Here is a 25030-nt window from a genome sequence, read left to right on the forward strand (position 1 = left end):
ACGCTGGACCCATGCCCAGGCAGACTCCGCAGCGCCCGCCGACCTCGGCGATGGTTGCCGCCGAGCCCGGGAGGACCGGCCATGCCCCTACCTCATGATCCGCTGGCCCCGGCGATCGACACAGCACACCAATGGCTGCGCGCGGTCACCGAGGATCTGGGCACCTACGACCGCAATTTCGCACACCGGGCGCTGCGCGCCTGGCTGCACACCGTGCGTGACAGTGTCGGTGCCGGCACCGCCGCACAACTGGCGGCCCAATTGCCGGAACTGTTCCGTGGCACCTTCTACGAGGGCTGGGTACCCGACGAGGTACCTCACCCGCACACCGTGGAGTCGTTTCTGGCGCAGTTCGCCGCCGAGGCCGGCGTTTCCGACGACGAGGCCGCTGCCCTGCTCGGCGCGGTCACCGAAGCAGTGAGCCGGCTGTTCTCCACCGGGCAACTGGGCCGGCTCCTCGCCGAAGTACCCGCCCCCTTACGGCGGCTGCTCACCGCTGAACTGCTCAGCAGCACATTCGCCGCCGGTACCGACAACCAAGGGAGTCGATGATGGGCGCCTATGTCGCCGCGTTCGATCAACTGCGCCTGGCCGACGCCGACGAGGCCGGCGGCAAAGGTGCCAACCTCGGTGAACTCGTCGCCGCCGGTCTCCCGGTCCCGCCGGGATTCGTTGTCCTGCGCTCCTGCTACGAGCAGATCGTCGCTCGAGGAGCCCACGGCGCAGAACTCGCGGCGCTGCACGCCGAAGCACTCGCCGCCGCGGCGGCCGATCCCGTCCGGGTCGACGTCCTGTGTCAGCGCATGCGCGATATCGTGCACGCCTGCACCTTCGACACCGAAGCGCGCTCGGCGATCACGGCCGCCTACCGCTCACTCGGTGACCGCGCCGACGTGGCAGTGCGGTCCTCGGCGGTCGGCGAGGACAGTGCGACTTCCTCGTTCGCGGGCATGAACCTGACCCGCACCAATGTGCGTGGCGAAAAGCAGCTGATCGAGGCGATCTTCGACTGCTGGGCCTCGCTGTTCAGTCCACGGGTGCTGACCTATCGCGCCCGCCGCGATATGCAGGCCACACCGGCTATGGCTGTGGTCGTGCAGAAGATGGTGCAGGCACGTCGCGCCGGTGTCGCCTTCACCGCCGACCCCGCCACCGGCCGCCGGGACCGCATCGTCATCGACGCCGCCCGCGGCCAAGGCGAGGTCGTGGTCTCCGGGGCCACCCAACCCGACACCTACCTCCTCGATACCGACGGCCCCCGCCTGCTCGAACACCGGCCCGGCCACCAAGATTTCGCCATCGTCGCCGGACCCGGCGGAGACCGCCGCATCGAACTCAGCGAGCAAGACAAAACAGCACCCGCACTGACCGAACACGAAGCCGTCGAAGTTGCCCAACTCGCCCTGGCAGTACACCACCATCACGGCGACCGGCCACAAGACGTCGAATGGGTCTACAACGAGGACGCACTGTGGCTGGTCCAAGCCCGGCCCATCACCACCCTGCCCGAACCCCATCCCACCCCGGCCGCTCCTCCTTCGGCGACAGTGCTCGTCCGTGGGCTGGCCGCCGCGCCCGGCACCGCCGACGGGACCGTGCGCGTCCTGTCCGCACCGGAACAAGGGACCGCGCTCGCGCACGGGGAGATCCTGGTCGCGCCCATGACCAACCCGGACTGGCTGCCCACCATCAGCCGCGCCGCCGCCGTGGTGACCGACAGCGGCGGAATGACCTGCCACGCCGCGATCGTCGCCCGGGAACTCGGTGTTCCCTGCATCGTCGGCGCCCGCACGGCCACCACCACGCTCACCGACGGCGACACCGTCACCGTCGACGGCTCCGCAGGCGAAGTCCGCGCCGGCGCACAACCCCACACCGAAGTAGTCACCGAACTCCACACCGGTGGCACGACCCCGGCAGCAGCCCCCGCTACGGCCACCAAACTGTATGTCAACCTCGCGCTGCCCGAAGCCGCCCAACGCGCAGCCGCCGCCGACACCGACGGCGTCGGGCTCCTGCGCGCCGAGATGCTGCTGACCCGCGCCCTCGACAACCGCCACCCCCGTGAAGTGATCGCCCGCGGCGAACAACGCGTATTCCTCGACCGCATGGTCGACGCACTCACCCACATCACCACCGCATTCGCCCCGCGGCCGGTGATCTACCGCGCCACCGACTTCCGCAGCAACGAATTCCGCGACCTCGAAGGCGGGGCCGACTACGAGCCGCGGGAACACAACCCGATGATCGGCTACCGCGGCTGCTACCGCTACACCCAGGAACCAGAAGTGTTCCAGCTCGAAATGGCCGCCCTGGCCGAGGTCCGGCAACGCACCCCGAACCTGCACCTGATGCTCCCATTCGTGCGCACCCGCTGGGAACTGGAAGCATGCCTGGACCTCATCGATTCCGGCCCACTGCGCCGCCAGCGCGGAATGCACCGCTGGGTCATGGCCGAAGTGCCGTCGATCACCTACTGGCTGCCCGAATACGTCGGCCTGGGCATCGACGGGGTATCGATCGGCAGCAACGACCTCACCCAACTCACCCTGGGAGTCGACCGCGACTCCACCGAGTGCGCACCGCTGTTCGACGAATCCGACCCCGCAGTGCTCGACGCGATCTCCACCATCGTCTCCACCGCCCGCAAATCGGGGATCACCTCCTCGCTGTGCGGGCAGGCACCGTCGAGAAACCCCGACTTCGCCGAACACCTGATCCGGATGGGCATCACCTCGATCTCGGTCACCACCGACGCCATCTCCGCGGCACGACACGCCATCGATACCGCCGAACGGCGGCTACTGCTCGATCACGTCCGCGCGACCGACCGATGACAGAGGACCTCCGGCGCCGCGCCGGACATCCGCGCAACAGACAGGACCCGGGCATGGATCCAGCGGTCGAACTGCGGGAAACACACACCGGGATCGTGATCCTCTGCGGGAACCGGGTATACAAGGTCAAAAAATCGATCACCACCGACTTCCTCGACTTCGCCACCCCGCAACAGCGGCAACGCGCCTGTGCCCGCGAGATCGAACTGAACCGCCGGCTCGCCCCCGACATCTACCTCGGACTGGGCCACTTCACCCAGCCCGACGAAGCACCGTACGAGCCGGTGATCGTCATGCGCCGCCTCCCCGAACACACCCGGTTATCGCATCGGCTCAGCGAACCGGCCGGCGAACCCGTCGACCTCACGGCCCTGATCGATGTGCTCGTCGACTTCCACACCACCGCACGACGAGGACCCGAGATCGACCGCGCCGGCACCGCCGATGGGCTCTGGGGCCGGTGGACCGACCTGCTGACAAGCATGCGTCACCAGCCACCCGAAATCCTCGACCCCGCACTGCTCGACACCATCCACACCCTGGCCCGGCAATACCTGACCGGCCGGCAGCGCCTGTTCGAGGACCGCATCGCCACAGGACGCATCATCGACGGGCACGGCGACCTGCTCGCCGAGGACATCTTCGAACTCCCCGACGGATTCCGCATTCTCGACTGCCTGGACTTCGATGATGATCTGCGGTTCGTGGACTGCCTCGACGATATCGCCTTCCTCGCCATGGACCTGCAGTTCCTCGGCCACCCCGAACACGCGGCCAACCTGATCCACACCTACCAGCGCCGCACCGCGGACACCGCCCCGGCCTCGCTGGCCGACCACTACATCGCCTACCGAGCGCTGGTCCGCGCCAAGGTCGACGCCATCCGCGCCGGCCAAGGCGACACAGAAGGCGGTGACCGCGCCCACCGGCACCTACAGATCGCGGTCGAGCACCTGCGGGCGTCGACCGTACGACTGGTCCTCGTCGGCGGACTACCCGGCACCGGCAAATCCAGCCTGGCCGTCGGACTGGCAGAACACACCGATGCCGCCGTGCTCTCCAGCGACACAATCCGTGCCGAGCTGCGGGCAGCCGGCGAAATCGTCGGGGAAAGCGGTATCTACGGCCACGGCGCCTACTCACCCGAGAACAAGCAGCGTGTCTACACCGAACTGTTGAACCGCGCCCGGACACTGCTGGACTCGGGTCGATCGGTGATCCTCGACGCGAGCTGGGGCGACGCCACCGAACGCCGCCGCGCTCACACCCTCGCCCGCCGGACCGGTGCACGTTTCGCGGCGCTGCGCTGCGTCTGCCCGGCACCCGTGACCGCCGAACGCATCCGCCGCCGCCGGAACGACACCTCCGAGGCCACACCACGCATTGCCGCCACCCTGGCCGACGCAGCGGACCCATGGCCGGAAGCAACCGATATCGACACCGGCAACCCGCCGGATACCGCGGTGTCGACCGCCTGCCTGGTGTGGGACGCACTCGCCGACGCCACCGACCGTTCGGAGCCGGCACAGCCTCCTGGCTCGCCGCCTGCCCAGCCTCCTCACTCGTCCGGTGTCGCCCGCACCGGATCGGCCGCCGAGAGTTGGGCGCGGCACCTGTTCTCGAGAACCGGCCGAGGACCGGCTTGATTCTCCCGCCCGATTCCGGCGTCTGCCTCGATCGAGTCCGCCGTCGTCGAAACCCGGAGATTCCGGAGGCACGGTAACCGGACGTCGCAGCCGCGACGGCCGACGGTGGTAGCTGCGCCGTTACGGTGTGGAGGTCTCGGTCTGCGCGGGTAGCTTCTGTTCACAGATCGCTTCGACGAACTCGCCGACAGCTTCTTCGGGCAGGTTCCGGGCCAGATCGGCCTCGGTGATGATGCCCACCAGCCGGCCGTGCTCGGTGACCGGCAGTCGCCGCACCTGGTACCGCTCCATCACTGCCAGGGCCTGGCTGATATCGGCGTCGGATTCCACGGTGTGCAGCTCGTCGCCCTGGGCGTATTCACCGGCAGTGGCGGTGGCGGGGTTGTGGCCCTGCGCGACGCATTTCACGACGATGTCGCGGTCGGTGACGATACCGACCGCGTGGCCTTCGCCGTCGCAGATCGGCAGGGCACCGACACCGCGTTGACGCATCTGCTGTGCCGCGGTGTCGAGTTTGTCGCGTACCCCGATATGGGCCACATCGTCGTGCATCACGGCCCCGGCAGTGGTCATTGTTGCCTCCCTGACGTCGCGTTTTCGGTGGTGAGTTCATCCTCGCCACCCGGGGCTCGCCGCGGCAGGGACCTAGGTACTCGGTGGCAGGTCTTCGGTAATCCCCGGTCAGGGAATCAGGACCGCCGCGCCGTCGTAGGCGCCGGCGGAGAGATCGCTCAACGCCCAGTCGGCGTGATCGAGCGGATAGTGGTGGGTGGTGACCTGCAGCCGCTGCCGACCGGCCAGTTCCAGGAACTCGCGCGCCGAGGCACGCGTGTTGGAGGTGACACTGCGGATCTGGCGTTCCCGGAACAGATGTCGTTGATAGTTCAGCGGCGGCACATCACTGAGATGGATTCCGGCAACCGCCAGCGTCCCGCCGGCGTCCAGCGCTTCCAGAGCCGGCAACACCAATTCACCCGCTGGGGCGAACAAAATCGCCGAATCCAGTGGTTCCGGTGGCGACGCGGCAGCATCGGAGGCCGACGCGGCGCCGAGCGACAGCGCCAAGGCGCGCGCGGCCGCTCCTCTGGTCATCACGTGCACGCGGGCACCGCGCGCCACCGCGATCTGGGCGGTGATATGGGCGCTGCCACCGAACCCGTAGATCCCCAGCACTCCGCCGTCCGGCACCTCGGCGCGCTGCAGCGCGTGGTAGCCGATCACCCCCGCACACAGCAGTGGCGCGAGATGTTCGTTGTCGTAGCCCGCGGGCAGCGGCAGCGCGAACTCCGCGGGAACGGTGGTGAACTCCGCGTAGCCGCCGTCGGCGTCCCAGCCGGTGTAGCGCGAGCGCGGGCACAGATTCTCCGCGCCGCGGCGGCAGTAGCGGCACTCGCCGCAGGTGTAGCGCAGCCACGGCACGCCGATCTTCTGTCCGGACACGAAGGCGTGGCCGGGACTGGTGTCCGCGGAAACGACTTCCGCGACGACCTCGTGGCCGGGCACGACATGCTGGTGATGGACGGGCAGATCACCCTCCACCACGTGCAGATCGGTCCGGCACACCCCACACGCGAGCACCCGGACCAGCAACTCCCCTTTGGCCGGTACCGGCATCGGTTCAACGTTCATGCGCAGCGGCTGCTGCCGGATATCGGCCGGTGAGTCCACTCGCCATGCTCGCATCGACACGTTCGGTCCTTTCTTCGCCTCTCCGCCTGTACCTCGGTCTATTCGAACCGGACTCCGTTCAGTGGGCTGCAACGGTTCCTTGCTCTTCCACGATGGACTGCTGATCGGCCCCGCGCCTGTTTTTCGGCGCCCGAGCAACTTTCGACCCACGAATTCGGGACAAACGGCAGCAGAACAGTGCCACCACCACTCCTACGGTGAGGGTAATCAACCGAAACCCCGTCATCCGGGGCGACGCGTCCGAGCGTTGAGACACCGTCGGCTGCCCGCAGCCGACACCGAGCGGAAGGCCTCCCATGACCACACATTCCCAGCCTGCCATCGTCGTCGGAATCGACGGATCATCACCGTCGATGGCGGCACTGCGCTGGGCCGCCCAGGCCGCCGAGGCGCGCCGCGCGCCGCTGCGATTGATCTATGCAGTCGGCGCCCCGATCGACTACGGCCCGGGGATCAGCGTCGTCGCGTTCGACAATCAGGCCATGCGCGCCGACGGCGAGGCCATGCTGCGCACCGCCGAGAAGACCGCCCGGGAGGCCGTAACCCATCCCGACGAACTCGACATCGACACAGTGGTCGCCGATCCGCCACCGATCCCGGTGCTGATCGACCGGTCCAAAGATGCGTTGACGATGGTGGTGGGTACTCACGGCTACGGCGCGGTGGGACGTGCCCTGCTCGGTTCGGTGAGTAGCGCCCTGGTCCGTCATGCCCATTGCCCGGTCGCTGTGATCCCCGAAGCCGACGGCGCCGACGTGGCCGAACGAGTAGGCCGGCCCGTTGTCGTGGGCGTGGACGGGTCCGCAGAGGGAGCCCTGGCCATCGATATCGCCTTCGACGAAGCCTCTCGCGCCGCGGCGTCGGTCTGGTCGCCGTCACGGTGTGGTCGGAGTTCTTCCGCTACGTTTCCCGTGACGAGATGGCCGAGCAGGCCCGTGCGATCCAGTCGGAGAGCCTCGCGGGCCGCACCGAGCGATATCCCGACGTCGATGTGGTCCGCGTGGTGGTCGAAGACCGGCCGGCCCGGCGGCTGCTGCGAGAGGCCGACAAGGCGCAGCTTGTAGTGGTCGGTAGCCGCGGCCGAGGAGGATTCGCCGGAATGACGCTCGGGTCGGTCAGCCGGGCCGTGGTCCACCGCAGCGAAGTACCGGTGATCGTCGCACGTCCCCGCGACTGACACCGGCGGTTACGGCACGGGAGGAACCGCTGGATCCGCACCGGCAGACGAGTACGGGCGCGGCGTTCTCCTGGCCACGACCAACCACGACGAGAGGCGGTGGGCTTGCGAGTACTCCGGGAGAATGCCGGCACGGCATATGCGATGGTGCTGGCAGGCCTGGCCGTCGGATACCGCGTGTGGCTGCGACCGCGCTTGCTCACCTGGGGAGCAACCGGCGCAGAGATATCCCGGGACATGCCCGGTGATGACCTGCAGCCCGAACCCGACCTCACTGCCACCCGCGCGGTGACCATCCACGCCCCGCCTGACGCGATCTGGCCCTGGCTGGTGCAGATCGGGCCCGGCCGCGGCGGCGCCTACACCTACGACTGGATAGAGAACCTGGCAGGCCTGGGTATGCACAGCGCCGACGAGATCCGGCCCGAGTGGCAGAACCTGTCCGTCGGCGACACCATCTCGTTGGGCTCCTCCGGGCCGAACATGGGTGTGCAGGTCCTGTCCCGGCCACACACGCTGGTCTTCGCCGATGGAGAGCACGCCTGGGTATGGGCGTTATGCCTCTACCCCACCGGCGATCACACCCGCCTGGTGAGCCGTAACCGCATCGTTCTCACCGGCCGCACCTCACTGCAGCGCGTGCTGTTCGCCTGCGTGGTCGAACCCGGCAGCTGGGTCATGGAACGCAAAATGCTGCTCGGCATCAAGGAACGAGTCCAACGCCGGGCATTGCCCGATGACACGGGTACGTGCCACAGCATCCCCCTGTGATCCCTGCGGGACCGCAACCGACGGCCGAGCGTCCCCGCCGCGGCCCCGTTCTACCCGGGTACCGGGTGCCGCGCTCACTGCGCTATCGGCTCCGAGGGCCGCTCTAACAGCCTGATTCCGGTCACCAGCGTGGGTTCGATGACGATCACCGGGTTGTCTCCGCTGCCGAAGATGGCATCGAGGCGGTGTTCGTAGCCGGCCAGCGCATCCGGTGCGGTCACCGTACGCGCGGGACCGGTGACCAGCACAGACCAGCCCAGCCACTGCAACGGGTCGATCGCGTCGGCTTGGTAGGCCACGATCACCGAGCCGATGGGCCGCAAGAGGGAAAGCCCCGGCAACAAGCTGGTACGCACGATCACCGAGCCACCCGGTTCAACGAGATGGTTCACCGGACGCACCGCCGGTAAGGCGTTGCTGGTGAACACGATCCGGCCGAACGGTGCACTCGCCAGAAGTGCCATCGCCTCCTCGCGTGACAACTCGACCGTGTGCCGTCCGGCATCTGGACGATCGCGGCGCGGCACGAGCTTATCCACCTCTTCCACGCTGCCTCCTACCTGAGTCGCTTCCCCACGGATCGAAACACGGTCACCTGCCGCGCTAGCAGGGCATCAAGCCCCGGGCTCGGCGGAACCTTCGACCTTCGCCCCAGGCGTTGCCTCGTCGACCGTTGAGCAGATGAACCAACCACGCTCCGGTGATCCCGGCCATCACCGACGACATGACCGCTCCTGCCCACGAATCCGAGCAGCTCACTCACAGTGACGTAACGGAACCAGCACCACCACAGCATTTCCGCCGTCGGTGCGGTCACCGGCGGCCCGGAGGAGTCGGGCATCCGCGCGGGTGCCGCGCTCGCCGCCGTTGCGGTCGTGCCGGTTGAGGTGACACGGAGGTGCCGACCGGCCCGGGCGAAGCGTGCATGCGCAGTCATCGATGCTCCACCACATCAATCGGGGCGCGGGGCCCGCACGATGATCATCGGGATGTCCACGGCATGCAGCAGAGCGGTACTGGTCGACCCCAGCATCATGCTGCTGAATCCGCCGCGCCCGCGGCTGCCCACGACCAGCAGTTGGCCGTACTCGGACTGATCCAGCAGGGCACGCACGGGTCTGTCGAGGGCGACCACACGCTCGACTTCGACCTCGGGATAGCGCTCCTGATAGCCGGCCAGGCTTTCGGCCAGTACCGCCCGGGCGGGTTGGCCCCAATCCGCGGCCGGGAGGTCGAGGCCGCTGATATCGCTCCAGGTGTGTACCGCCACCAGGCCGACCTTGCGACGAGAGGCTTCGTCGAATGCCAGCGCTACCGCGGGGGCGCTGGCGCCGGTGCCGTCGACGCCGACCACAACCGGTTTGCCGACCGAGACGGCGTCGAGCGCGGAGGTGGTGTGGATGACCGCGACCGGGCAGTGTGCGTGGTGAGTGACGGCGGTGCTCACCGAACCGAGCAGACCCCGCTGGAACGCGCCCATTCCCCGGCTGCCGACGACCAGCATCTGCATCTGCCGAGACCGTGTGATCAACGCCGGCGCGATGAGCTCGAACGTCACTTCCGTGGTGATCGCTGCCGCCGCGCCGCCCGAGGTCGTGCGGGCTATCCGGGCGGCTTCACCCACGATCTGATCTCCCTCGCGACTGCAACGGTGCCGCTCCGGCAGTGAAGGCGCCATGTCGGGATCGAATCCCCCGGCGACCGACATCGAGGTAAGGATGTGTAGGGCACACCCCCGCAATGCCGCTTCCGCTCCCGCCCACGCAGCGGCGTGGTAGGCACCGGCCGAACCGTCGACCGCTGCCAGAATCGTCGGGGTTGCAGGCTCTTTCGTGCTGTTCGAATCACCGTCACGTGCCATGCGTGGGCTCCTTTCCTGCAACCTGCCCGCGACGATGAGGTGCGGTCGCGGCGAGCCGGTTGCCGTGTCAGGTCAAGTTCTCGGTGGTGCCGGTGAGGGCGCGCCATTCCCGGTCCCACCGGCTGTTCCGCCGCCGCGACAGCAGCCACGACACCGATCCGACGGTGGCCCAGGCGGCGAAACCCGCCGAGACGACGACGGCAACCGCCACGGTCACGCCGCTCGTCGCTGCGGCGCTGGAGTGGCGTGGTGGCCCGGTGCGCCGGCCCGCATCATCGACCCACAGCGTGATCCGGTCGCCGGGCACTGCCGTGGGAGCTACCGCAACGTCGGCCTCACCGCGGTGGCCCCTGTGCTCCCAGCTCACCTTCGCTTCGGCGGCATGCAGACCGCTGCGGCTCGGTTCGCCGATGATGACAGCATCGACGGGGGTCCTGCTGCGTTGCTCGACCTCGACCTGCCCGGCAACGGTGGTGTAGACGCTGGTCCCCAGCGCTGCCGAGATCGGGATCAGCGCCGCCACCGCCAGCACTGCGAGGATCCGGATGGTGGTTTCGAGGCGATCGCACGGGCGCATCAGCACGCTGGGGTTGGTGGGCCGCAGTGCCCAACTGCGGGTGACCCCAGCCCACCGGATATGGGCGTTCGGCCCGGGCTCGCTCATCACCAACACCTCTTCCGACACCTTGCTCTGGGTAAAGCGTCGCGCCTCGAGACGGCGGGCGTCAGAGAAGAAAGTCATCTCCCCGGCAGGCCGAGTGGCCCCAGACCGTCGGCCTCGAACGCGGCGACCGCAGTGGGCAAGGTCGGATACAGATGCCCGGCACCGATCCGTTCGGTCAGTCCACACGCATCCAGATCGTCGCGAAGATCTTGTTTCACCCCGCGTCAGCACGAACACGATGCCCCGGCCGGTGAGTTCGTCATGGAGTTGCTCGACAGCGTCCATCGCCGTCAGATCGACTTCGACGGGGCAGCTCGTTGCCGGAAATCCTCGGCATCGGCAAAACACAGCGGCGCGTCGTAGCGGTAGATCACCAGCCCGACAACATATCGGCCAGCACCCCGAGCCGGGCCGGCGCAGCGGCCAGACACACACCCCCGACCAGCACGGCCGGCACCGCCGCCAGGGCGGCGTAGCGATGCGGCTGTCCGGCCGCCACAGCCATGCCTTGCGGTAGCCATGGAGATGCGTGAGCCCGGGAAGCAGCCGTGCCGACACGGGTCCACGGCGAACGATCAGCTCTCCGCCCGAGATGGGCAGAAGTCACCGGATCCGTAACTTTCCCCGGGTGCCGCCCGGTGTCGGCCAGCCTGCCGCCGATAGTCGAACCGAACCCGCCCGGAGACCTTTGTGCGGTGGCCGAAGGTCACCACACAGCTCCACCGTTCGGCACTGCCGAACCTACTGTCTGCACCAGTAGCTTCGGTAGCAGCGAGACAGTATCGCCGCTGTTCACAAACAGTGAGGAGATCCGGAGATGCGCGCACGCGTCGTGTACGAGTCGGTATTCGGCAACACCGAGGCCGCGGCGACCGCCATCGCCCGAGGCCTGCAAGAACATGCGGAGGTGGAGGTGGTGAACGTGGCGGATGCGACGCCCGACAGCCACTCGCCGGTCGATCTGCTGGTCATCGGAGGGCCGACGCACGCCTTCGGAATGAGCCGCCGCCAAACCCGGCAAGATGCCGCAGACCGCATCGGGGGGCCATTCGGGCCGAACGAGAGCACAACAGGTATCCGCGAGTGGCTCGAGGCCGAACACCAGGCTCCCCGCGGTGCCCGCGCCGCGGCATTCGCGACAAAACTGCAGCGCCCGAGCTGGCTGCCCGGGTCCGCCGCACGGGGGATCGGCCGACAACTACGCCGGGCGGGTTTCGTCCTCGTGCGCCGGCCGATCGACTTCTATGTCGTCGGTATGACCGGACCCTTGGCCGCAGGAGAATTCGACCGCGCGAAACTGTGGGCCCAGCACATGGCCTCCGAAGAAAACGATCGCCGCGCCCGGCAGTCCCGATAGGCGGTGAGTTCGGTGCCCTACCACGTCACTGTCGACCGCACGGAACCGCAGACCGTCCTCGAACTGCGACGCATCGTGCGACCCGACCACGCCGGTGACGACATCGGGGCAGGCATGCAGGCATTGTTCGAGGTCGCTGCCGCAGCCAACCTCCTCACCGTGGGCCCGCCGTCGACGACCTACCTCGGCGATTTCGGTTCCGGCGAGCCGACCGCAGTCGACTTCGGGATCGCGGTCACCTTCGGCGCCGGTGAGGGCCGCACCGGGGAGTGCACCCTGCGCCGCACCGAACCGACCCGCACCGCCCGCACCGTGCACCGCGGTGACTACAGCCGGCTCGGGCAGGCCTACGACACACTCCAGCGGTGGCTCAGTGACTCGGGGTACCGGCCGATCGGGCCACCCACCGAGCTGTATCTGGTGGGCCCGGAGGCCGCGGTCGGCCCGGGCGACCTGGTCACCGAGATCCGCATCCCCGTAGTGGCCGAAGAGCTGTCGATCCGGGTCACCGCCCCCTTCGACGACACGGTAGCGCGTACGCGGCAAGCCTTGGCAGACAACGGTTTCACGGTACTCACCGACATCGATATGCAGGCCGCGCTGTCGGCGGAGTCAGGCGTGGAGACCGGGCCGTTCCGGCTCCTCGGCGCCTGCAACCCGCAGCTCGCCCACCGCGTACTCGCTATCGACTCCCACCTCGGGCCGTTGCTGGCCTGCCAGGTTGGTGTGCGCGCCGAGGGCGGTCACACGGTGGTCGAAGCCCTCGACCCCGAACTGCTCACCGGCGCCTGTGAGACCGCGAAAGAGCTGGAACCGATCGCTCGGCTGGCGCGCGAAGCACTGGCCGCGGCACTACACGCCATCGAGCACCACACGACCGCGGTGGACCGGTAGAAGAGACCGGCCTGCCGCACACACCCTGCCTGCCGGTACCGGCACCTGGTGTGTCCTTGTCAGGAGACCGGTGTCTGCAGTGGCTCCACGGTTTCGTCGACCGACCTGCGAGGTGTGGCCGGAAGCGGCGCGTCACTGGTCGGTGCCCAGCCGATCCTGATGACGACCTGCGGGTAGGCGACGTTGTTGAGCACACCGACGCGCACGTCGCGGCGTAGTTTCGGGATCTCCAGGGGTTCGGTCAGCGGGCAGGTCGCGAGTCCGACATTGGTGGCGGTGAGCAGAACCGAGCTCAGCGCTTCCCCGGCCCGCAGGCGGGACAGCCGATCATCGCCGGAGGTACCCACAACGAGCAACTCGGCATGATCGGGCTCATAGGCCGGATCGGCGAGCGAGGCGGCCGCGAAGGCCCGCGCCGGCAGTTCGTCGCCGGGCCGCGGCTGTGGAGCGTTGCGCGCCGGCACACCTTCGGTGCTGCCGTGCCGGCCGCTCCAGATCGCCAGCTCGGACAGATACTCCGGATCCGCGGCATGCCAGGCCGCAGCCTTGCGGATGGCGTCGGTGAGCCGATCGCGCGAACCGTCGGACACCAGTTTGATCGTCGCACCCAGCGCCCCGGCCCGCTCGGTCACCAACCCCAGGTAGCCCGCGGGAATCGGCCACGAACCGTAGCGTCTGCGATCGGATCGCCGACGCGAAATAGCCGAGGCCAGCGCGATATCGAGCGGGGTCGAGCGATGCGGCACCAGCTCGACTGAGGCCAGATGCGCGGGATCGTCCGGGTTCGGCAGCCGGTGCACCACCGCCGACCATTCCAGCGCGGCGAAAGCAGCACAGAGATGATGCAGCGCGGCGCCGCAGCTGATCACCAGATCACGCTGGTCGGGGTCTGTTACGGTGAGCGCCCGGCTCGGATCGAGGTACAGATGCACCGACCGGTCACCGATACGCCACCGCCACGGCTGGGTGTTGTGGATCGACGGCGCCCGTTCAGCCTGCGCCAACGCAGTCGCGACCGTACGGTCGTCGGGCAGTCCCTGCTCCATGGCGTCCTCCGGATGGGTTTTCCAACTGCACTCCAGCCTCGCGCAGCCACCCCGGCACCTGTAGGGCACGAGGACCCCGGTCGTGGTGACCTCAGTTATCTCCGCCCGCCCGACCCGTCGCCGCCCAACGGCCCGGCCGTTCGACACCTGCCACACCGGAGCCCGCGACGTGCGCTCCTGGCGCACCGCGCGGTCGTAGTCTGAAGACATCGCTGCAGGAGGTGAAGCCATGATCAAGATCTTCCTGGTCGACGACCACGAAATCGTCCGACGCGGAATCGCCGGACTGCTGACCCTCGAACCCGATATGGATGTGATCGGGGAAGCAGACAGCGTGTCGCACACCCTGGCCCGGATACCGGCCCTGCAACCCGATGTCGCCGTCCTCGACATCCGGCTACCTGATGGCAACGGTATCGAACTGTGCCGCGAACTGCTCTCGACCGTTGCGGGCCTGCGCTGCCTGATTCTGACCTCGTTCACCGACGAGCAGGCCATGCTCGATGCCATCCTCGCCGGAGCCAGCGGCTACGTCATCAAGGACGTCACCGGCCTCAACCTCATCGACGCCATCCGCGATGTCGGTGCCGGACGCTCACTGCTCGACAACCGGGCCGCCGCCGCGCTGATGGCCAAACTGCGCAGCGACGCCGAGAAAAAGACCGGCCCCCTGGCCGACCTGACCGAACAAGAACGCACCCTGCTGTCGTTGCTCGGCGAAGGGCTGACAAACCGGCAGATCGCCGAACAGATGTATCTCGCCGAGAAGACGGTCAAGAACTATGTGTCACGGCTACTGACCAAACTCGGCGTAGAACGCCGCACGCAAGCCGCCGTCATGGCCTCCCAGCTCAAACAGCAGCGCAAACGGTATTGAAGCGATGACGAGTCACAGTTGACCTTCGTCGGCGGGCCGGTGCAACAATAGGGCTATGGGCGCACAGGGCGCGCAGCCAGGCGATGCCCGGGGCCGAGCTCCGGTGATGGAAGCGCTGTCGCAGCTCAAGCTCCGCGAGCTGCTCAACGAGCTCCGCGACCGCATCACCCAGATCGTCGACGTCCGCGACCGCATGGACCGGCTCATGGAAGCCATGCTGGCCATCACTACAGGCTTGGATCTGGACAACACACTGCACTCGATCGTCCACACCGCCATCGAGCTCGTCGACGCTCGGTACGGGGCACTCGGCGTCCGTGACACCGGCACTACCAAACAGCTCGCCGCCTTCATCAACGAGGGCATCGATGACCACACCCGCATCCTGATCGGCGATCTCCCCGAAGGCCGCGGAGTCCTGGGCCTGCTGTTCGAACACCCCACTCCCATCCGGCTCGCCGACCTCTCCGAGCACCCCTCCTCGGTCGGCTTCCCACCTCACCACCCGCCGATGCGCACCTTCCTCGGTGTTCCTGTGAAGGTCCGCGACGAAGTATTTGGAAACCTCTACCTCACCGAGAAAGCCGGCGGCCAGGAATTCACCGAAGACGACGAGGTCGTCGTACAGGCACTGGCCGCCGCCGCCGGAATCGCCATCGAAAACGCCCGCCTCTATGAACAATCCCGCGTCCGCCAGCAATGGCTCGAAGCCACCAAAGACGTCGCCACCGAGCTGCTCACCGGCGGCGAACCCCACGAAGTACTCGACCTTGTCGCCGAGCGCGCACTGACCATCACCGACTCGGCGTGTACCTTCGTCGCCCTACCCGAAGACACCGACCTACCGGTGGAAGAAGTCCCCGAACTGGTCGTAGTCGCCGCAGCCGGCGCCGAGGCCGACCGGCTGGCCGGGCAACGGCTACCCATGCCAAGCTCTCCCACCGAAGCATTTCTCCAAGGTGAAACAGTCACCCTCGACTACCGCCGCCACCACGACCTGCCAGACCTCGAGGCTGACGTCGGCGCCACCTTGATCCTGCCCTTGCGCGTCGAGCACTCCATCATCGGGATTCTCGGCGTCGTCCAACCCGCCGACGCCGGACCGTTGGAGACCGACCAACAAGCGATGATGACCGCGATCGCCGACCAAGCAGCGCTGGCCCTGCAACTGGCCAACAGTCAACGCCGAATGCGTGAACTCGATATCGTCGCCGACCGCGACCGCATAGCCCGCGACCTGCACGACCACGTCATCCAGCGACTCTTCGCGGTAGGACTTTCACTCCAGAGCACAATCCAGCGTGCCCGCTCACCAGAGGTCAAAGCACGCCTGGGCTACGCGATCGAGGACATCCAAGCGATCATCCAAGATATCCGCCACTCCATCTTCGACCTGCACAACGGCCCCGAAGCCGGGTCCGTCGACTTCCGCAAACACCTGCACTCGGTGATCGCCGAACTGACCGCAGACACCGGACTGCGCACCACCGTCAAGGTCAGCGGCCCCGCCACCGTCTTGATGGATCCACTGGCCGACGACGTCGAAGCCGTCATCCGCGAAGCAGTGAGCAACGTCGTCCACCACGCGAACGCGACCGCCGTCTCGGTAGACCTCGATATCGACAACGACGTCAGCGTGGAGATCACCGACGACGGCATAGGCATCCCCGAAAACCCGCAGCGCCACAGCGGACTGGCCAATATGGCAACGCGAGCAGAACAGGGCGGTGGCAAGTTCACCATCACCGCACGACCGGACCGAGGCACCACGCTGCGCTGGAGCGTCCCGTTACCGTAAAGCCCCGCCCACAGCGCAAGCGATCGAGTCCCACCACAGCACGGTGTCGCTGCCCCACGACAATCAGCAACTCCCGGTCCAACTCCAGGCTGCTCTCGTAGCGGTGGTGCCGAGTCCCTGTGGTCGAGGACCAGAAGACGCCGGTGGAGTGCTTCTTCCCCGCCTCGGTATGGGCCCGCCGCACCGTCAGCCTGTGTCACCAGCAGCTCTGCGTACGTTGAACGCACGTCCGTGTCCGCCCGGCTGAGCTATCTGTGGTTCGCTCGGCGGGTATGTCGACGAGACCGGTCAGCCGCGTTTCCCCGAGTTCGCTCATCCCTCGAGGGCACATGATGTATTAGATGTTCGGGAAATTCGTCTGTTCCGCTCGCAACGGAACAGACGAATTTCCCGAACATGGGTCGGACATGCCCACCGAATCAGTTGAGACTGTCAGCGGTGACAGCAACCGCTCGTAACGGCCGACGAACTAGCGGGTCGAGGCATCTTGCCAGCGAGTGTGGTAATCCCATCTGCTGGAGCCGGTCGCGTCGACGGCGCGGTGCTCGCGGCCGTGGGTGGCCCTTGGCCGATGAAGCCGTGTACGTGACGTGCGAGGGCCGGGTCGGCTACCGGGTTCTCGAAGTGTCGCACCGAGCGTACGAAGAAACCCTCCCCTATCGGGGAAGGTCGCCTACGGTCGATCATTGCCCCGGCGGGTAACTCCCGAACACGCCCACAGACAGGAACACGTCGAAAATGACATTGACGACGTCAAGTATGTCCCTTAGTTGACCTTTTTGATGAAGTTCGCGACATTTTCGATGTAATCGCTGGCAACTGCGCGTCGACTGTTTGAATTCTGGCCTCTAAGTCGTCGAGCAAGTCGTCGAGTTCGTCGAGTATCGGCCGGGTGCGCTGCCGGGCGTCCGCTCCGCGTTCGTAATAGTTGGGGTCTAGCTCGAGGGGTTCGCTGGCCGGTGCGGGCCGGGGATAGTCGCGGTGCTGTGGCGAGTTCCCGGACAGGTGGGCGCTGGCGATCGCGGCGGCCGCTGTGGCGTGCAGGGGGTGCAGTCCGCCGATCGATGCGCGGCCGGTGGGGCGACCGTAGGCGTCGAAGGCAGTGACGACGGGGTGTGGCGCCCAGCGTGGGTCGAAATCGGCTGGTGCCAGGGTGCCGTGGGTGAGACGTTCGGCGAGTAATGCGTGCCCGTCGCCCAGGGGCACGAGGTTGGTGACCGCTGCCCAGCGGCGCAGGATTTGTACTGGGCACAGTTGTGGCTGGTCCGGGTCGGCTGGCAGGACCAGCATGCCCTCGTCGACCACAACAGTGGTGTCGGTGATCTGAATCTGCTCCTGGCGCAGGGCAACCAGGCGCGGGAATGACAGGCCGGCCCCGGCCAGAGTGAGTAGCGCCGCGTCGCGGCGACCGAACAGGCCGCGGACCCAGCCGTGTTCCGGAAGGCCCGCGAGTACGGTGTCGACGGCTCGGCGGGTGCGAGCGCGGCGAGCAGCGCGGGCTGGGTTGTATGCCTGACGGACAGCCTCGGCGCGCCCGGGCTCAGGGTAGCCGGCGAGCCGATGTGCGGCGTTGATCGCAGTGACCCTGCCACGCTGGGTCTGTGGTCTGCCGCGGGTGGCGGCTAAGTACGCGGCAACCACGTCGGGGCCGGCCGGCCGGGACGGTAATGCAAGCGCAGTACACCAGTCCTCGAACTCTTCCCAGGCGCCGCGGTAGCGTGCGGGAAGACTGGGCGGGTCGGTAGGGGTCATAGCTGAAGTTGGTTGGCCGCGTTCTTGTGGTAGCTGGGGGCGCTGTCGTAGTAGTGGTCGACGGTGTCGGTCCGTTTGTGGCCGCTCTGGCGTTTTATGTCTTCGCTCGCGATGCCGTCGGCGCGGGCCTGGGTGATGAATCCGGAGCGTAGCGAGTGTCCGCTTATCCGCGCGATTCGCGCTGAGTCGAAACCTGCCTCTTGGCAACGCTTCTTGAGTATCAAGGGGATAGTCTGGTCGGTGAGTGGATGGCCGGTGTCGGCCGGTAGGTACCTCGTGCTCTTCGCCAGGGCTCGCCACACCGGTGCGGTGGCGCGGCGATGGACTGGTAACTCGCGGTCGCAGTGGTGGAGCTGTGGGTCGCGGTCGCTGAGGTTGTCCAGCAGTCGGATCACGCTCCGGCGGGCGGCCCGGACCTGCTGGTCCTCGGGTTCCCCATGGTCCTTCGCGGTGCGGATGGTGTTGTCGTGGACTGTCACCACCATCAGCCAGTCCAGCAGCCGGCACCACGGACAGTAGCGGGAGTCGCGGCTGCGTGGCAGTTGCGCGTATGCCACAGAGGTGAGTGAGGTTCTCGATCCGCGGATCCGCATCGTGATCCACTGCTCCTTCGAGCCTGCCTCGTCAGAGACTATGCGCAGGTCGCCGAACTGGATCGCTGCGATTTCCGAGCGCCGCCGCGCGGAACAGAACCCCACCACGATCAGCGCTATGTCCCGACACGCGGCAATGTGGGCCTTCCAGTCGCCCGCGGCCGCCCGGGCGCTGATCGAGTCGACCAGCGCACGCAAGTCGTCGGCCAAGAGCGCATCTGCTCGTTCGGGGACCTGACCTGCCGCGCTCCGGCGTTTGGCCATCGATCTCAGCGCGGTTCGAACGACTGGGGTGGAGACGGGATCAGGCAAGTCGGCGTCGAGGTGGTCGCGTCGAATCGCTGCAGCCCACACACTCAATGTCGAGGCCGAATATCGGTAAATGCCTGCATCGCACTCGGCGCCTGCCGCAGCGAGGAACGCTGCGACTACCTCCGGATCGGCCGGGCTCGACCGATACCCCTGCTCAGCACACCACGTCTCGAACCGATGCACCGCAGACCGATATGCGCGCGTGGTGTGAGGGGAACGCACTTCTTGACGGCTCGCGTGCCGATCAGAAACCGGATCGTCGGCTGCCGCCCCATCGTCGGCCACCTCGCGCAGTTCGACTACGGATTGCCGAACATCGGCTCCTATGACCTCTCCACGGCCTGTCACTGTGACAGTCCCTTCGTGAGTTTCGCCCCATGTCTCGGTGCGATCGAGAAGATGGTCCGGGTAGTCGGCAGTCGTCCTGCGATCGGTCCGCCGACCTGTCGCCGCAACGCCGCGTTCGCAAGGGCGTCGCTAGCGGCCCTGTGGACTTGGCCGACTCGGCTGTGTCGTGCAGCTCTACGGCAGTCCGCACCTGGCGGTGCGACGGTTGCCCACTTGGCGTTGCAATTGTTGATAACTGTATGGCCGATGCCAGGTCGTCACCAGTCGCGGGATCGCGTCATGGTTCATATCCGTGTACGGGTTCCTACCCGCTTTCGCCGCTGCCTCGCAGTTGCTCGGATGAGGCCGCATAAATCACTCGCCCGACGTGCGCACGCGCATCGACGCTCTCCCTATCCTCAACCTGCGCTCCTCCAATGCGGATGTCAAGGGCGCGAATTTCAGGACGGCTCGTACCGGAAATCAAAACCCGTGTACCTCCAGCGATCAGGGCAGATAGCCGGCCGCGGCCATCGCTGAAGTGGACTGGCGAGGACTGCGGGTTACGGGTTGTCCTTCGTGGTGGCTGGGTGAGGGCTTGGCTGAGTTGTTGTGGCGATCGACGGGGGATCGGCCTCGAGTTCGGTGCTCAGATGTGCCAGCGCCCTCCACGCTCGGTTGCTTCGGTCGAGACGGTGATACAACGGACCGCGTGGTCTGCTGCGTGGAAGCACGGCCATTACGCCGGCGTCGACCAGTCGTTTCACGACTTGTTTGACGAGAGCGTCGGGCACCTGAGCATGCGAAGCGGTCGCGGTAGCCGTCGCGATCATGCGGACGGTGATTCCTTCATCCTCATTGTCGGCGGCGAGCCGTGCGATCGCGGAGACGACATCGACCATATAGCGGTTGCCGAAGATCGCTGCCGATAGATTGCGGATCGCCTCCCGCCTCTGCACTGACACGCTTACAATCTAACGCGTTACGCGAATCACGTAACACAAAAGGAGGTGCAGACGCGATGGTGCCGACCACGGCCGTTGCCGAACAGTGCGAGCTCGATTTAGAGGTCCCTCCGCTGACTTCGGATCCGGCGCCGAGCACACTGTCACCGATGGCTGGCCAAGAGGTAACGATTGCCGGGCGGACGCTGCGTCCGACGCCGGTGTTCGATACCTACTGGCGTTTCGCCGCTCGCCGCCAGGAAATATACGAGGCCCGGCTCGCCGGCCGTGCCGGCCCGTGGACCACCGATCCAGTGCTGCTGAGGCACCGCTTCACCAACTGCTACCGCGCCGCCGACCGGGTCAGCCAGTACCTGATACAGGACGTTTCCTATCGAGGCTCTCAAGACCTCGACGAGGTAGTGTTCCGGACCTTGTTGTTCAAGTTGTTCAACAAGGTCTCGACCTGGCAGCTACTGAGCGAGGCATTCAGCGACGTCAGCTGGCGCGACTTCGACCTGGACGCATTCAACGAGGTCCTCACCGCCGAGTTCGCGCAGGGCCGCAGACTCTATTCCGCCGCCTACGTGGTGCCTCCGCCGCGTCTGGGTGCTGACCGAAAACACACCAACCACCTGCGGTTGCTGCGGCACATGATGGTTACCGGCCTGCCCGACAAACTCGCATCGGCCACCTCGTTGCGGCAGGTGTTCGAAGCGCTGGTGGACTATCCCGCGCTGGGGGACTTCCTGGCGTTCCAGTTCGCGATCGATCTGAACTATTCGAGCGTGCTGAACTTCGACGAGATGGAATTCGTGGTCCCGGGGCCGGGCGCACGCGACGGAATCCGCAAATGCTTCGGCCGGGCTGCCAACGGCATCGAGCCGGAGGTGATCCGGTACATGGCCGAACATCAGGATGAGCACTTCCATCGACTCGGCCTGGCTTTTGCCGGTCTGGCCGGTCGGCGCCCGCTGCAATTGATCGACTGCCAGAACCTGTTCTGCGAGGTCGACAAATACGCTCGGGTGATGCATCCCGACATCGCAGGCCACAGCGGCAGGACTCGCATCAAACAACTGTTCGCACCGGTACCGGAGCAGGTGACCGCATGGTTTCCCCCGAAATGGGGCTTGAACTGACCGTCCGGACTACACGGATGCGGCCTGCTGATCTCCGAGGCGCTTGCTCATGTCCTTCTCAGCGATCGCGCGCTCGCACACGTGCGTGTGGTGGCGACGCTCCGCATCGGTGAGTGGCCGGACGGTCAGCGTTCGAGCGTCCAGGTCGCAGAGCACTGCCGCGTCGCCGTGCTCATGCACGGCGCGCCACGCACGGAATCCGTCGAGGATGGCCTTCTCCCATTCCATCTCGGTGCACACGCCGACCTCGAGATTGGCCGTCATCCGACGACACAGGCGCAGAATCTCACTGTCGACGACGGTCGCGCCGGCGAAGTAACTGGCGCGACCGGCCGCCTCGAACACGAAGGCCGACAGGCCTTCTTCGATGGCGATGGCCCGTCCGCCGTCCTCGACGTCGTCGACACGCGGGTTGGCTTTGCGCTTGCGTTTCAACAACGCCCGCATCACCGGACTCCATCCCAGGATTGCAAGGTGGGCGAGGTGAAAGACATCGTGATACCGATAGCCGTCCTCGTCGTAGGCATTGTCGCCCAACGGGTCTCCGCATGCCCGTTCGCCACTCACTGGCACCACCCGCGGGGGCTGGCCCTCGATGCTGTGTGGGGAGGGCGCGATGAGTACCTCCAGTTGGCGTGGCAGTCTCTGTGTTTCGGGTGTGTCCCGGGTGTCGAAGCTTCGCGCGGGCCCGATGCGGTCCACTGGCGCCGTAGGAACTCTTACCGGCCCTCGGGGCTGCGCTGTGGGCAGTGTTGAGGCCTGCCGCGGCCATCTCGACGCGATCTTCGACAGGTTCGCACTTGCTACTTCGTCGAGTCTGACGCCGAGCCAGGTCGCTGTGTCGGCGACGTACCACAGGATGTCACCGAGGTCCTCAACCGCGACGGTGTGGTGGTCACGGTGGATCGAGCCATCACGCACGATCTTCTTCTGGTTGGTCTGCAGCGTCCCCACTTCGCCACCCAGGCCGAGCAGGGCAATCGTCAACGCCCGCTCGGGATCCTCCTGGTTCTGGTCGTAGGCCCACGCTTCGCTCTGGTATTCGTCGAAATCCATCATGCACCCCAACTATGATTGATTATCAATCACGCTCGCATTACTCTGGTTGGAAGTCAAGCGCCCGGGGAGGTGTCCGTGATCGACGAAGACGTGCTGCGGGATGCGTTGGTCGCGGGGATCGCCGAATTCAACGTCGTTACATCCGGCGAGGTCGAGGAGGCGATCGCGGCGGTGGGCGGCGACTACGCGTTCGAGTTGGAGAGCAGACTGGCCGAATGGGTTATCGCGCACGTCGAGTTCGTACTCGGCCTGACATGGCCGCTGCCGAAGCCGGCGGATCTGCGGCGCGAGCAGTTCGCCACAGTGGCTGCTTTGCAGGCCGCGATAACCACTGCGGTGGGTGGTCGACGATGATGAGACCCATGGCCACCTCCATCCACGCGGGTGATATCGGCGACGCCTGGCTGCAAGCCGCGCAGGCACTGGCCCAGGCTCCCGGCCGCACCCTCGTCAACCTTGCTGTCAGCATCACAGACCCCCTCCGGGAGGACCTAGGGATACGTGAGGAGCTCGAAAAGTCTCTGGTGAGGCTGGCTCGCGGTAACGGTGCCAGCAAGCCCGCGACCCTGCACAGCGTCCACACCGTGGCCAACACGATCTTTCCTATCTCGATGTACAACCCGGACCATCCCGATGCCGCCGCAAAGTTCTTCGAGAGAGCTCAGTCTGTGGGGTCTCTGCATGTCGGCCGGCGAAACGAGTGGGGGACCTACTTCGGGCGCCTGGTTTCCTACCCATTTCCCGACGGGTCGACCGTCAATCAGCTCGAAAGATTCCTCGACGTGCTCGCCGAGGGCAAGACGTGGGCCGACCGCTACGAAGCGCCGCTGACCTTTCCCGGTGAATCGACCGAGCTCATCGGGAAAGCGGACGACGTAGACGCGGCAACAGCCGACGCGCTGGTGATCGGACCGCAGGATCGACGTGTCCGGGGCAACCCATGCCTGGCGCACCTGAGTTTCACCGTGTTGGACGGCGCGGTACACCTGACAGCCCTCTACCGCCGCCACCACTACATCGCCCGCGCATACGGGAACTTTCTCGGCCTGGCCCGCCTGCTGAACTTCCTGGCGCGCGAGAGCGGTCGCGAGGTCGGTGGCATGTTGGTCGTGGGTACCCATGCCGACCTCGAGATGGGTACGCGGGCGCACCACCGTGATCTACTCGCTAGGGCCGCAGACGCACAAGGCGACGTCCACCCGATCGAGGTGTCCACCCGCCCGCTCGGCGCATCATGGAGCGATCTGGAATTGCCGTCCTCTGCCCGGGCCGCCGCACCATGACCCGCACGCCCGGGCCGACCCGGGATTCCGATGTTCACGGCGGATTCGCAGACTCCGACCGGGCGCGGCGTGCGCGCGAACTGCTCGCTGACTGTGTCGTACCTCCGCCGGGTTTGAGCGTCCGGATCGGTGTCGATGCTTGCGACCTCACGCTTCTGGCTCGCCAGTTGCAATCCCCGACCGCTGCACGATTCCTGAGCAACACCTTCACCGAGGGGGAACTGCAATACTGCCAAGGCCGCGCCGACCGGCTCGGCGTGCGATGGGCGGCCAAGGAGGCCGTCGCGAAAGCGGTCGGCAGCGGCTTCCGCGGGTTGAGCCCGCAACAGATCGAAATCCGGCGTGAACCCGGCGGCAGACCATGGGTGCATGCCACGACGGGATTGCCCTGGCCAGACGATGCACATCTATGGGAGTGGTCGGTGTCGCTCGGCCACGAAACCGACCTCGCGATCGCCGCGGCGATCGCAGTCCTACCCACGCAATCCAGCCGAACACCACTGGAAGAAAGGAACTCACGATGACCGCCCACGACGGTGGCCGCGACGACATCCGTGTCGACGACGAGGGGCGGCGTCTGGCCGACAGGATCCGCAGCGAACGCGAATACCTGAATCTCAAACAAGAACAAGTCGCCGAAGTCCTCAAGACTTCACGCGCCGCGGTCAGTGCCATCGAGACCGGTCGTCGCAAGGTCAGCGGACAGGAACTCAAACGATTGGCCGAGCTTTTCGGCACCAGTGTCGACCGCCTGCTCGGAGCCGCTCCAGAGGAAGACGAAACCACAACAGCGCTGTTCCGCACAACCAAATCCCTGTCCGACCACGACCGCATGCAGGTGCTGCGTTTCGCGGAGTTTTTGCGCAACGCCGGGCCCGCGCCCCAACTGGACGACGAGGTCGGCCAGCCGCGATCACGTTAGGTCAATCGCACGATGCCACCGTTCACACGCCGACACGCGCTCGCAGACGCGCGCATGCGGGCCGCGCGACTACATCAGC

Annotated in this window: 25 protein-coding genes and 2 pseudogenes; 15 read left to right on the top strand and 12 right to left on the bottom strand. The window is 66.6% G+C overall.

Annotated elements, in window-relative coordinates; translation table 11 throughout:
• The first annotated feature begins 81 nt into the window (after positions 1 to 81).
• From NFL01S_RS25560 to NFL01S_RS25570, 3 genes are read left to right on the top strand one after another with little or no spacing between them, the layout of a single operon-like run.
• A complete protein-coding gene (locus NFL01S_RS25560; RefSeq protein ID WP_062978855.1) occupies positions 82 to 552 on the top strand; it encodes a DUF2267 domain-containing protein in 471 nt (156 codons plus the stop codon).
• A complete protein-coding gene (gene ppsA / locus NFL01S_RS25565; protein ID WP_157116953.1) occupies positions 552 to 2837 on the top strand; it encodes a phosphoenolpyruvate synthase in 2286 nt (761 codons plus the stop codon). The genes NFL01S_RS25560 and ppsA overlap by 1 nt, the downstream gene beginning before the upstream one ends.
• Positions 2838 to 2890: 53 nt before the next feature.
• Complete coding sequence (locus NFL01S_RS25570; RefSeq protein WP_063916042.1) at positions 2891 to 4483, top strand: bifunctional aminoglycoside phosphotransferase/ATP-binding protein; 1593 nt, start codon at positions 2891 to 2893, stop codon at positions 4481 to 4483.
• A gap of 120 nt (positions 4484 to 4603) precedes the next feature.
• On the opposite strand, the gene NFL01S_RS25575 is transcribed toward NFL01S_RS25570, so the two are convergent.
• Together NFL01S_RS25575 and NFL01S_RS25580 are read right to left on the bottom strand one after the other, a co-directional pair.
• Positions 4604 to 5056 (bottom strand): CBS domain-containing protein, encoded by a 453-nt coding sequence (locus tag NFL01S_RS25575; RefSeq protein WP_062978857.1) that lies wholly within the window; start codon positions 5054 to 5056, stop codon positions 4604 to 4606.
• A 108-nt stretch (positions 5057 to 5164) separates the two neighbouring features.
• The gene (locus tag NFL01S_RS25580) at positions 5165 to 6166 is read right to left on the bottom strand and encodes a zinc-binding alcohol dehydrogenase family protein (protein ID WP_062978858.1); all 1002 of its coding nucleotides are present in this window, start codon (positions 6164 to 6166) and stop codon (positions 5165 to 5167) included.
• A 359-nt stretch (positions 6167 to 6525) separates the two neighbouring features.
• Between NFL01S_RS25580 and NFL01S_RS37490 the strand changes: the two are divergent.
• The 3 genes and pseudogenes from NFL01S_RS37490 to NFL01S_RS25590 all read left to right on the top strand — a co-directional run.
• A pseudogene (locus tag NFL01S_RS37490) lies at positions 6526 to 6849 on the top strand (universal stress protein); the annotation flags it as partial.
• Between the two features lie 203 nt (positions 6850 to 7052).
• Positions 7053 to 7349 carry a universal stress protein gene (locus tag NFL01S_RS37495; RefSeq protein WP_307615891.1) on the top strand — a complete coding sequence of 99 codons (297 nt, stop codon included), beginning with the start codon at positions 7053 to 7055 and terminating at the stop codon, positions 7347 to 7349.
• 99 nt (positions 7350 to 7448) lie between these two features.
• Entirely contained in the window at positions 7449 to 8120 is a 672-nt protein-coding gene (locus tag NFL01S_RS25590; RefSeq protein WP_245670879.1) for an SRPBCC family protein, read from the top strand.
• 74 nt (positions 8121 to 8194) lie between these two features.
• Here the strand turns inward: NFL01S_RS25590 and NFL01S_RS25595 are convergent, their stop codons facing one another.
• From NFL01S_RS25595 to NFL01S_RS37370, 5 genes and pseudogenes are all read right to left on the bottom strand, one after another.
• The gene (locus NFL01S_RS25595) at positions 8195 to 8668 is read right to left on the bottom strand and encodes a pyridoxamine 5'-phosphate oxidase family protein (RefSeq protein WP_281181546.1); all 474 of its coding nucleotides are present in this window, start codon (positions 8666 to 8668) and stop codon (positions 8195 to 8197) included.
• A 404-nt stretch (positions 8669 to 9072) separates the two neighbouring features.
• The gene (locus tag NFL01S_RS25605; RefSeq protein ID WP_062978861.1) at positions 9073 to 9981 is read right to left on the bottom strand and encodes a universal stress protein; all 909 of its coding nucleotides are present in this window, start codon (positions 9979 to 9981) and stop codon (positions 9073 to 9075) included.
• Between the two features lie 67 nt (positions 9982 to 10048).
• A complete protein-coding gene (locus tag NFL01S_RS25610) occupies positions 10049 to 10645 on the bottom strand; it encodes an Rv1733c family protein (protein WP_157116921.1) in 597 nt (198 codons plus the stop codon).
• A gap of 74 nt (positions 10646 to 10719) precedes the next feature.
• Positions 10720 to 11031: pseudogene (locus tag NFL01S_RS37140) on the bottom strand (STAS domain-containing protein); the annotation flags it as partial.
• A complete protein-coding gene (locus NFL01S_RS37370; RefSeq protein ID WP_281181550.1) occupies positions 11016 to 11144 on the bottom strand; it encodes a hypothetical protein in 129 nt (42 codons plus the stop codon). The gene NFL01S_RS37370 and the pseudogene NFL01S_RS37140, both read right to left, overlap by 16 nt.
• Before the next feature lie 318 nt (positions 11145 to 11462).
• On the opposite strand from NFL01S_RS37370, the gene NFL01S_RS25615 reads away from it, so the two are divergent.
• Positions 11463 to 12002, top strand: a complete 540-nt coding sequence (locus tag NFL01S_RS25615; RefSeq protein ID WP_062978863.1) for a flavodoxin family protein — start codon at positions 11463 to 11465, stop codon at positions 12000 to 12002.
• A 12-nt stretch (positions 12003 to 12014) separates the two neighbouring features.
• Positions 12015 to 12896 (top strand): DUF302 domain-containing protein, encoded by an 882-nt coding sequence (locus tag NFL01S_RS34760; RefSeq protein WP_168433934.1) that lies wholly within the window; start codon positions 12015 to 12017, stop codon positions 12894 to 12896.
• Positions 12897 to 12955: 59 nt separating this feature from the next.
• Here the strand turns inward: NFL01S_RS34760 and NFL01S_RS25625 are convergent, their stop codons facing one another.
• Positions 12956 to 13942 carry an Acg family FMN-binding oxidoreductase gene (locus NFL01S_RS25625; protein WP_062978864.1) on the bottom strand — a complete coding sequence of 329 codons (987 nt, stop codon included), beginning with the start codon at positions 13940 to 13942 and terminating at the stop codon, positions 12956 to 12958.
• Between the two features lie 229 nt (positions 13943 to 14171).
• Here NFL01S_RS25625 and NFL01S_RS25630 point away from each other — a divergent pair, with 229 nt between their 5' ends.
• The gene (locus NFL01S_RS25630; RefSeq protein ID WP_062978865.1) at positions 14172 to 14819 is read left to right on the top strand and encodes a response regulator; all 648 of its coding nucleotides are present in this window, start codon (positions 14172 to 14174) and stop codon (positions 14817 to 14819) included.
• Between the two features lie 55 nt (positions 14820 to 14874).
• On the top strand, positions 14875 to 16617 hold the full coding sequence (locus NFL01S_RS25635; protein WP_062978866.1) for a sensor histidine kinase: 1743 nt from the start codon (positions 14875 to 14877) through the stop codon (positions 16615 to 16617).
• Between the two features lie 753 nt (positions 16618 to 17370).
• Here NFL01S_RS25635 and NFL01S_RS25640 read toward each other — a convergent pair.
• The 3 genes from NFL01S_RS25640 to NFL01S_RS25650 all read right to left on the bottom strand — a co-directional run bounded on the left by NFL01S_RS25640 (position 17371) and on the right by NFL01S_RS25650 (position 20566).
• Positions 17371 to 18369 (bottom strand): site-specific integrase, encoded by a 999-nt coding sequence (locus NFL01S_RS25640; protein WP_157116925.1) that lies wholly within the window; start codon positions 18367 to 18369, stop codon positions 17371 to 17373.
• Positions 18366 to 19622: a tyrosine-type recombinase/integrase gene (locus NFL01S_RS25645; protein ID WP_084493247.1), complete on the bottom strand. Its 1257-nt coding sequence runs from the start codon at positions 19620 to 19622 to the stop codon at positions 18366 to 18368. Before NFL01S_RS25645 ends, NFL01S_RS25640 begins: the two co-directional genes overlap by 4 nt.
• 542 nt (positions 19623 to 20164) lie before the next feature.
• Positions 20165 to 20566 carry a hypothetical protein gene (locus NFL01S_RS25650; RefSeq protein ID WP_157116927.1) on the bottom strand — a complete coding sequence of 134 codons (402 nt, stop codon included), beginning with the start codon at positions 20564 to 20566 and terminating at the stop codon, positions 20165 to 20167.
• 56 nt (positions 20567 to 20622) lie between these two features.
• Here NFL01S_RS25650 and NFL01S_RS25655 point away from each other — a divergent pair, with 56 nt between their 5' ends.
• Entirely contained in the window at positions 20623 to 21687 is a 1065-nt protein-coding gene (locus tag NFL01S_RS25655) for a nucleotide kinase domain-containing protein (RefSeq protein WP_245670881.1), read from the top strand.
• Between the two features lie 9 nt (positions 21688 to 21696).
• On the opposite strand, the gene NFL01S_RS25660 is transcribed toward NFL01S_RS25655, so the two are convergent.
• The gene (locus NFL01S_RS25660; RefSeq protein ID WP_062978870.1) at positions 21697 to 22746 is read right to left on the bottom strand and encodes a nucleoside triphosphate pyrophosphohydrolase family protein; all 1050 of its coding nucleotides are present in this window, start codon (positions 22744 to 22746) and stop codon (positions 21697 to 21699) included.
• A 75-nt stretch (positions 22747 to 22821) separates the two neighbouring features.
• On the opposite strand from NFL01S_RS25660, the gene NFL01S_RS25665 reads away from it, so the two are divergent.
• From NFL01S_RS25665 to NFL01S_RS25680, 4 genes are all read left to right on the top strand, one after another.
• On the top strand, positions 22822 to 23100 hold the full coding sequence (locus NFL01S_RS25665; protein ID WP_157116929.1) for a hypothetical protein: 279 nt from the start codon (positions 22822 to 22824) through the stop codon (positions 23098 to 23100).
• 8 nt (positions 23101 to 23108) lie between these two features.
• Entirely contained in the window at positions 23109 to 24029 is a 921-nt protein-coding gene (locus NFL01S_RS25670; protein ID WP_157116931.1) for a thymidylate synthase family protein, read from the top strand.
• A gap of 113 nt (positions 24030 to 24142) precedes the next feature.
• A complete protein-coding gene (locus NFL01S_RS25675) occupies positions 24143 to 24553 on the top strand; it encodes a 4'-phosphopantetheinyl transferase superfamily protein (protein ID WP_168433936.1) in 411 nt (136 codons plus the stop codon).
• Positions 24550 to 24951, top strand: a complete 402-nt coding sequence (locus NFL01S_RS25680) for a helix-turn-helix domain-containing protein (RefSeq protein ID WP_062978874.1) — start codon at positions 24550 to 24552, stop codon at positions 24949 to 24951. Before NFL01S_RS25675 ends, NFL01S_RS25680 begins: the two co-directional genes overlap by 4 nt.
• The last annotated feature ends 79 nt before the right edge of the window (positions 24952 to 25030 follow it).

It is taken from the genome of Nocardia flavorosea NBRC 108225, from assembly GCF_001613385.1.
In the GTDB taxonomy this organism is placed as follows: domain Bacteria; phylum Actinomycetota; class Actinomycetes; order Mycobacteriales; family Mycobacteriaceae; genus Nocardia; species Nocardia flavorosea.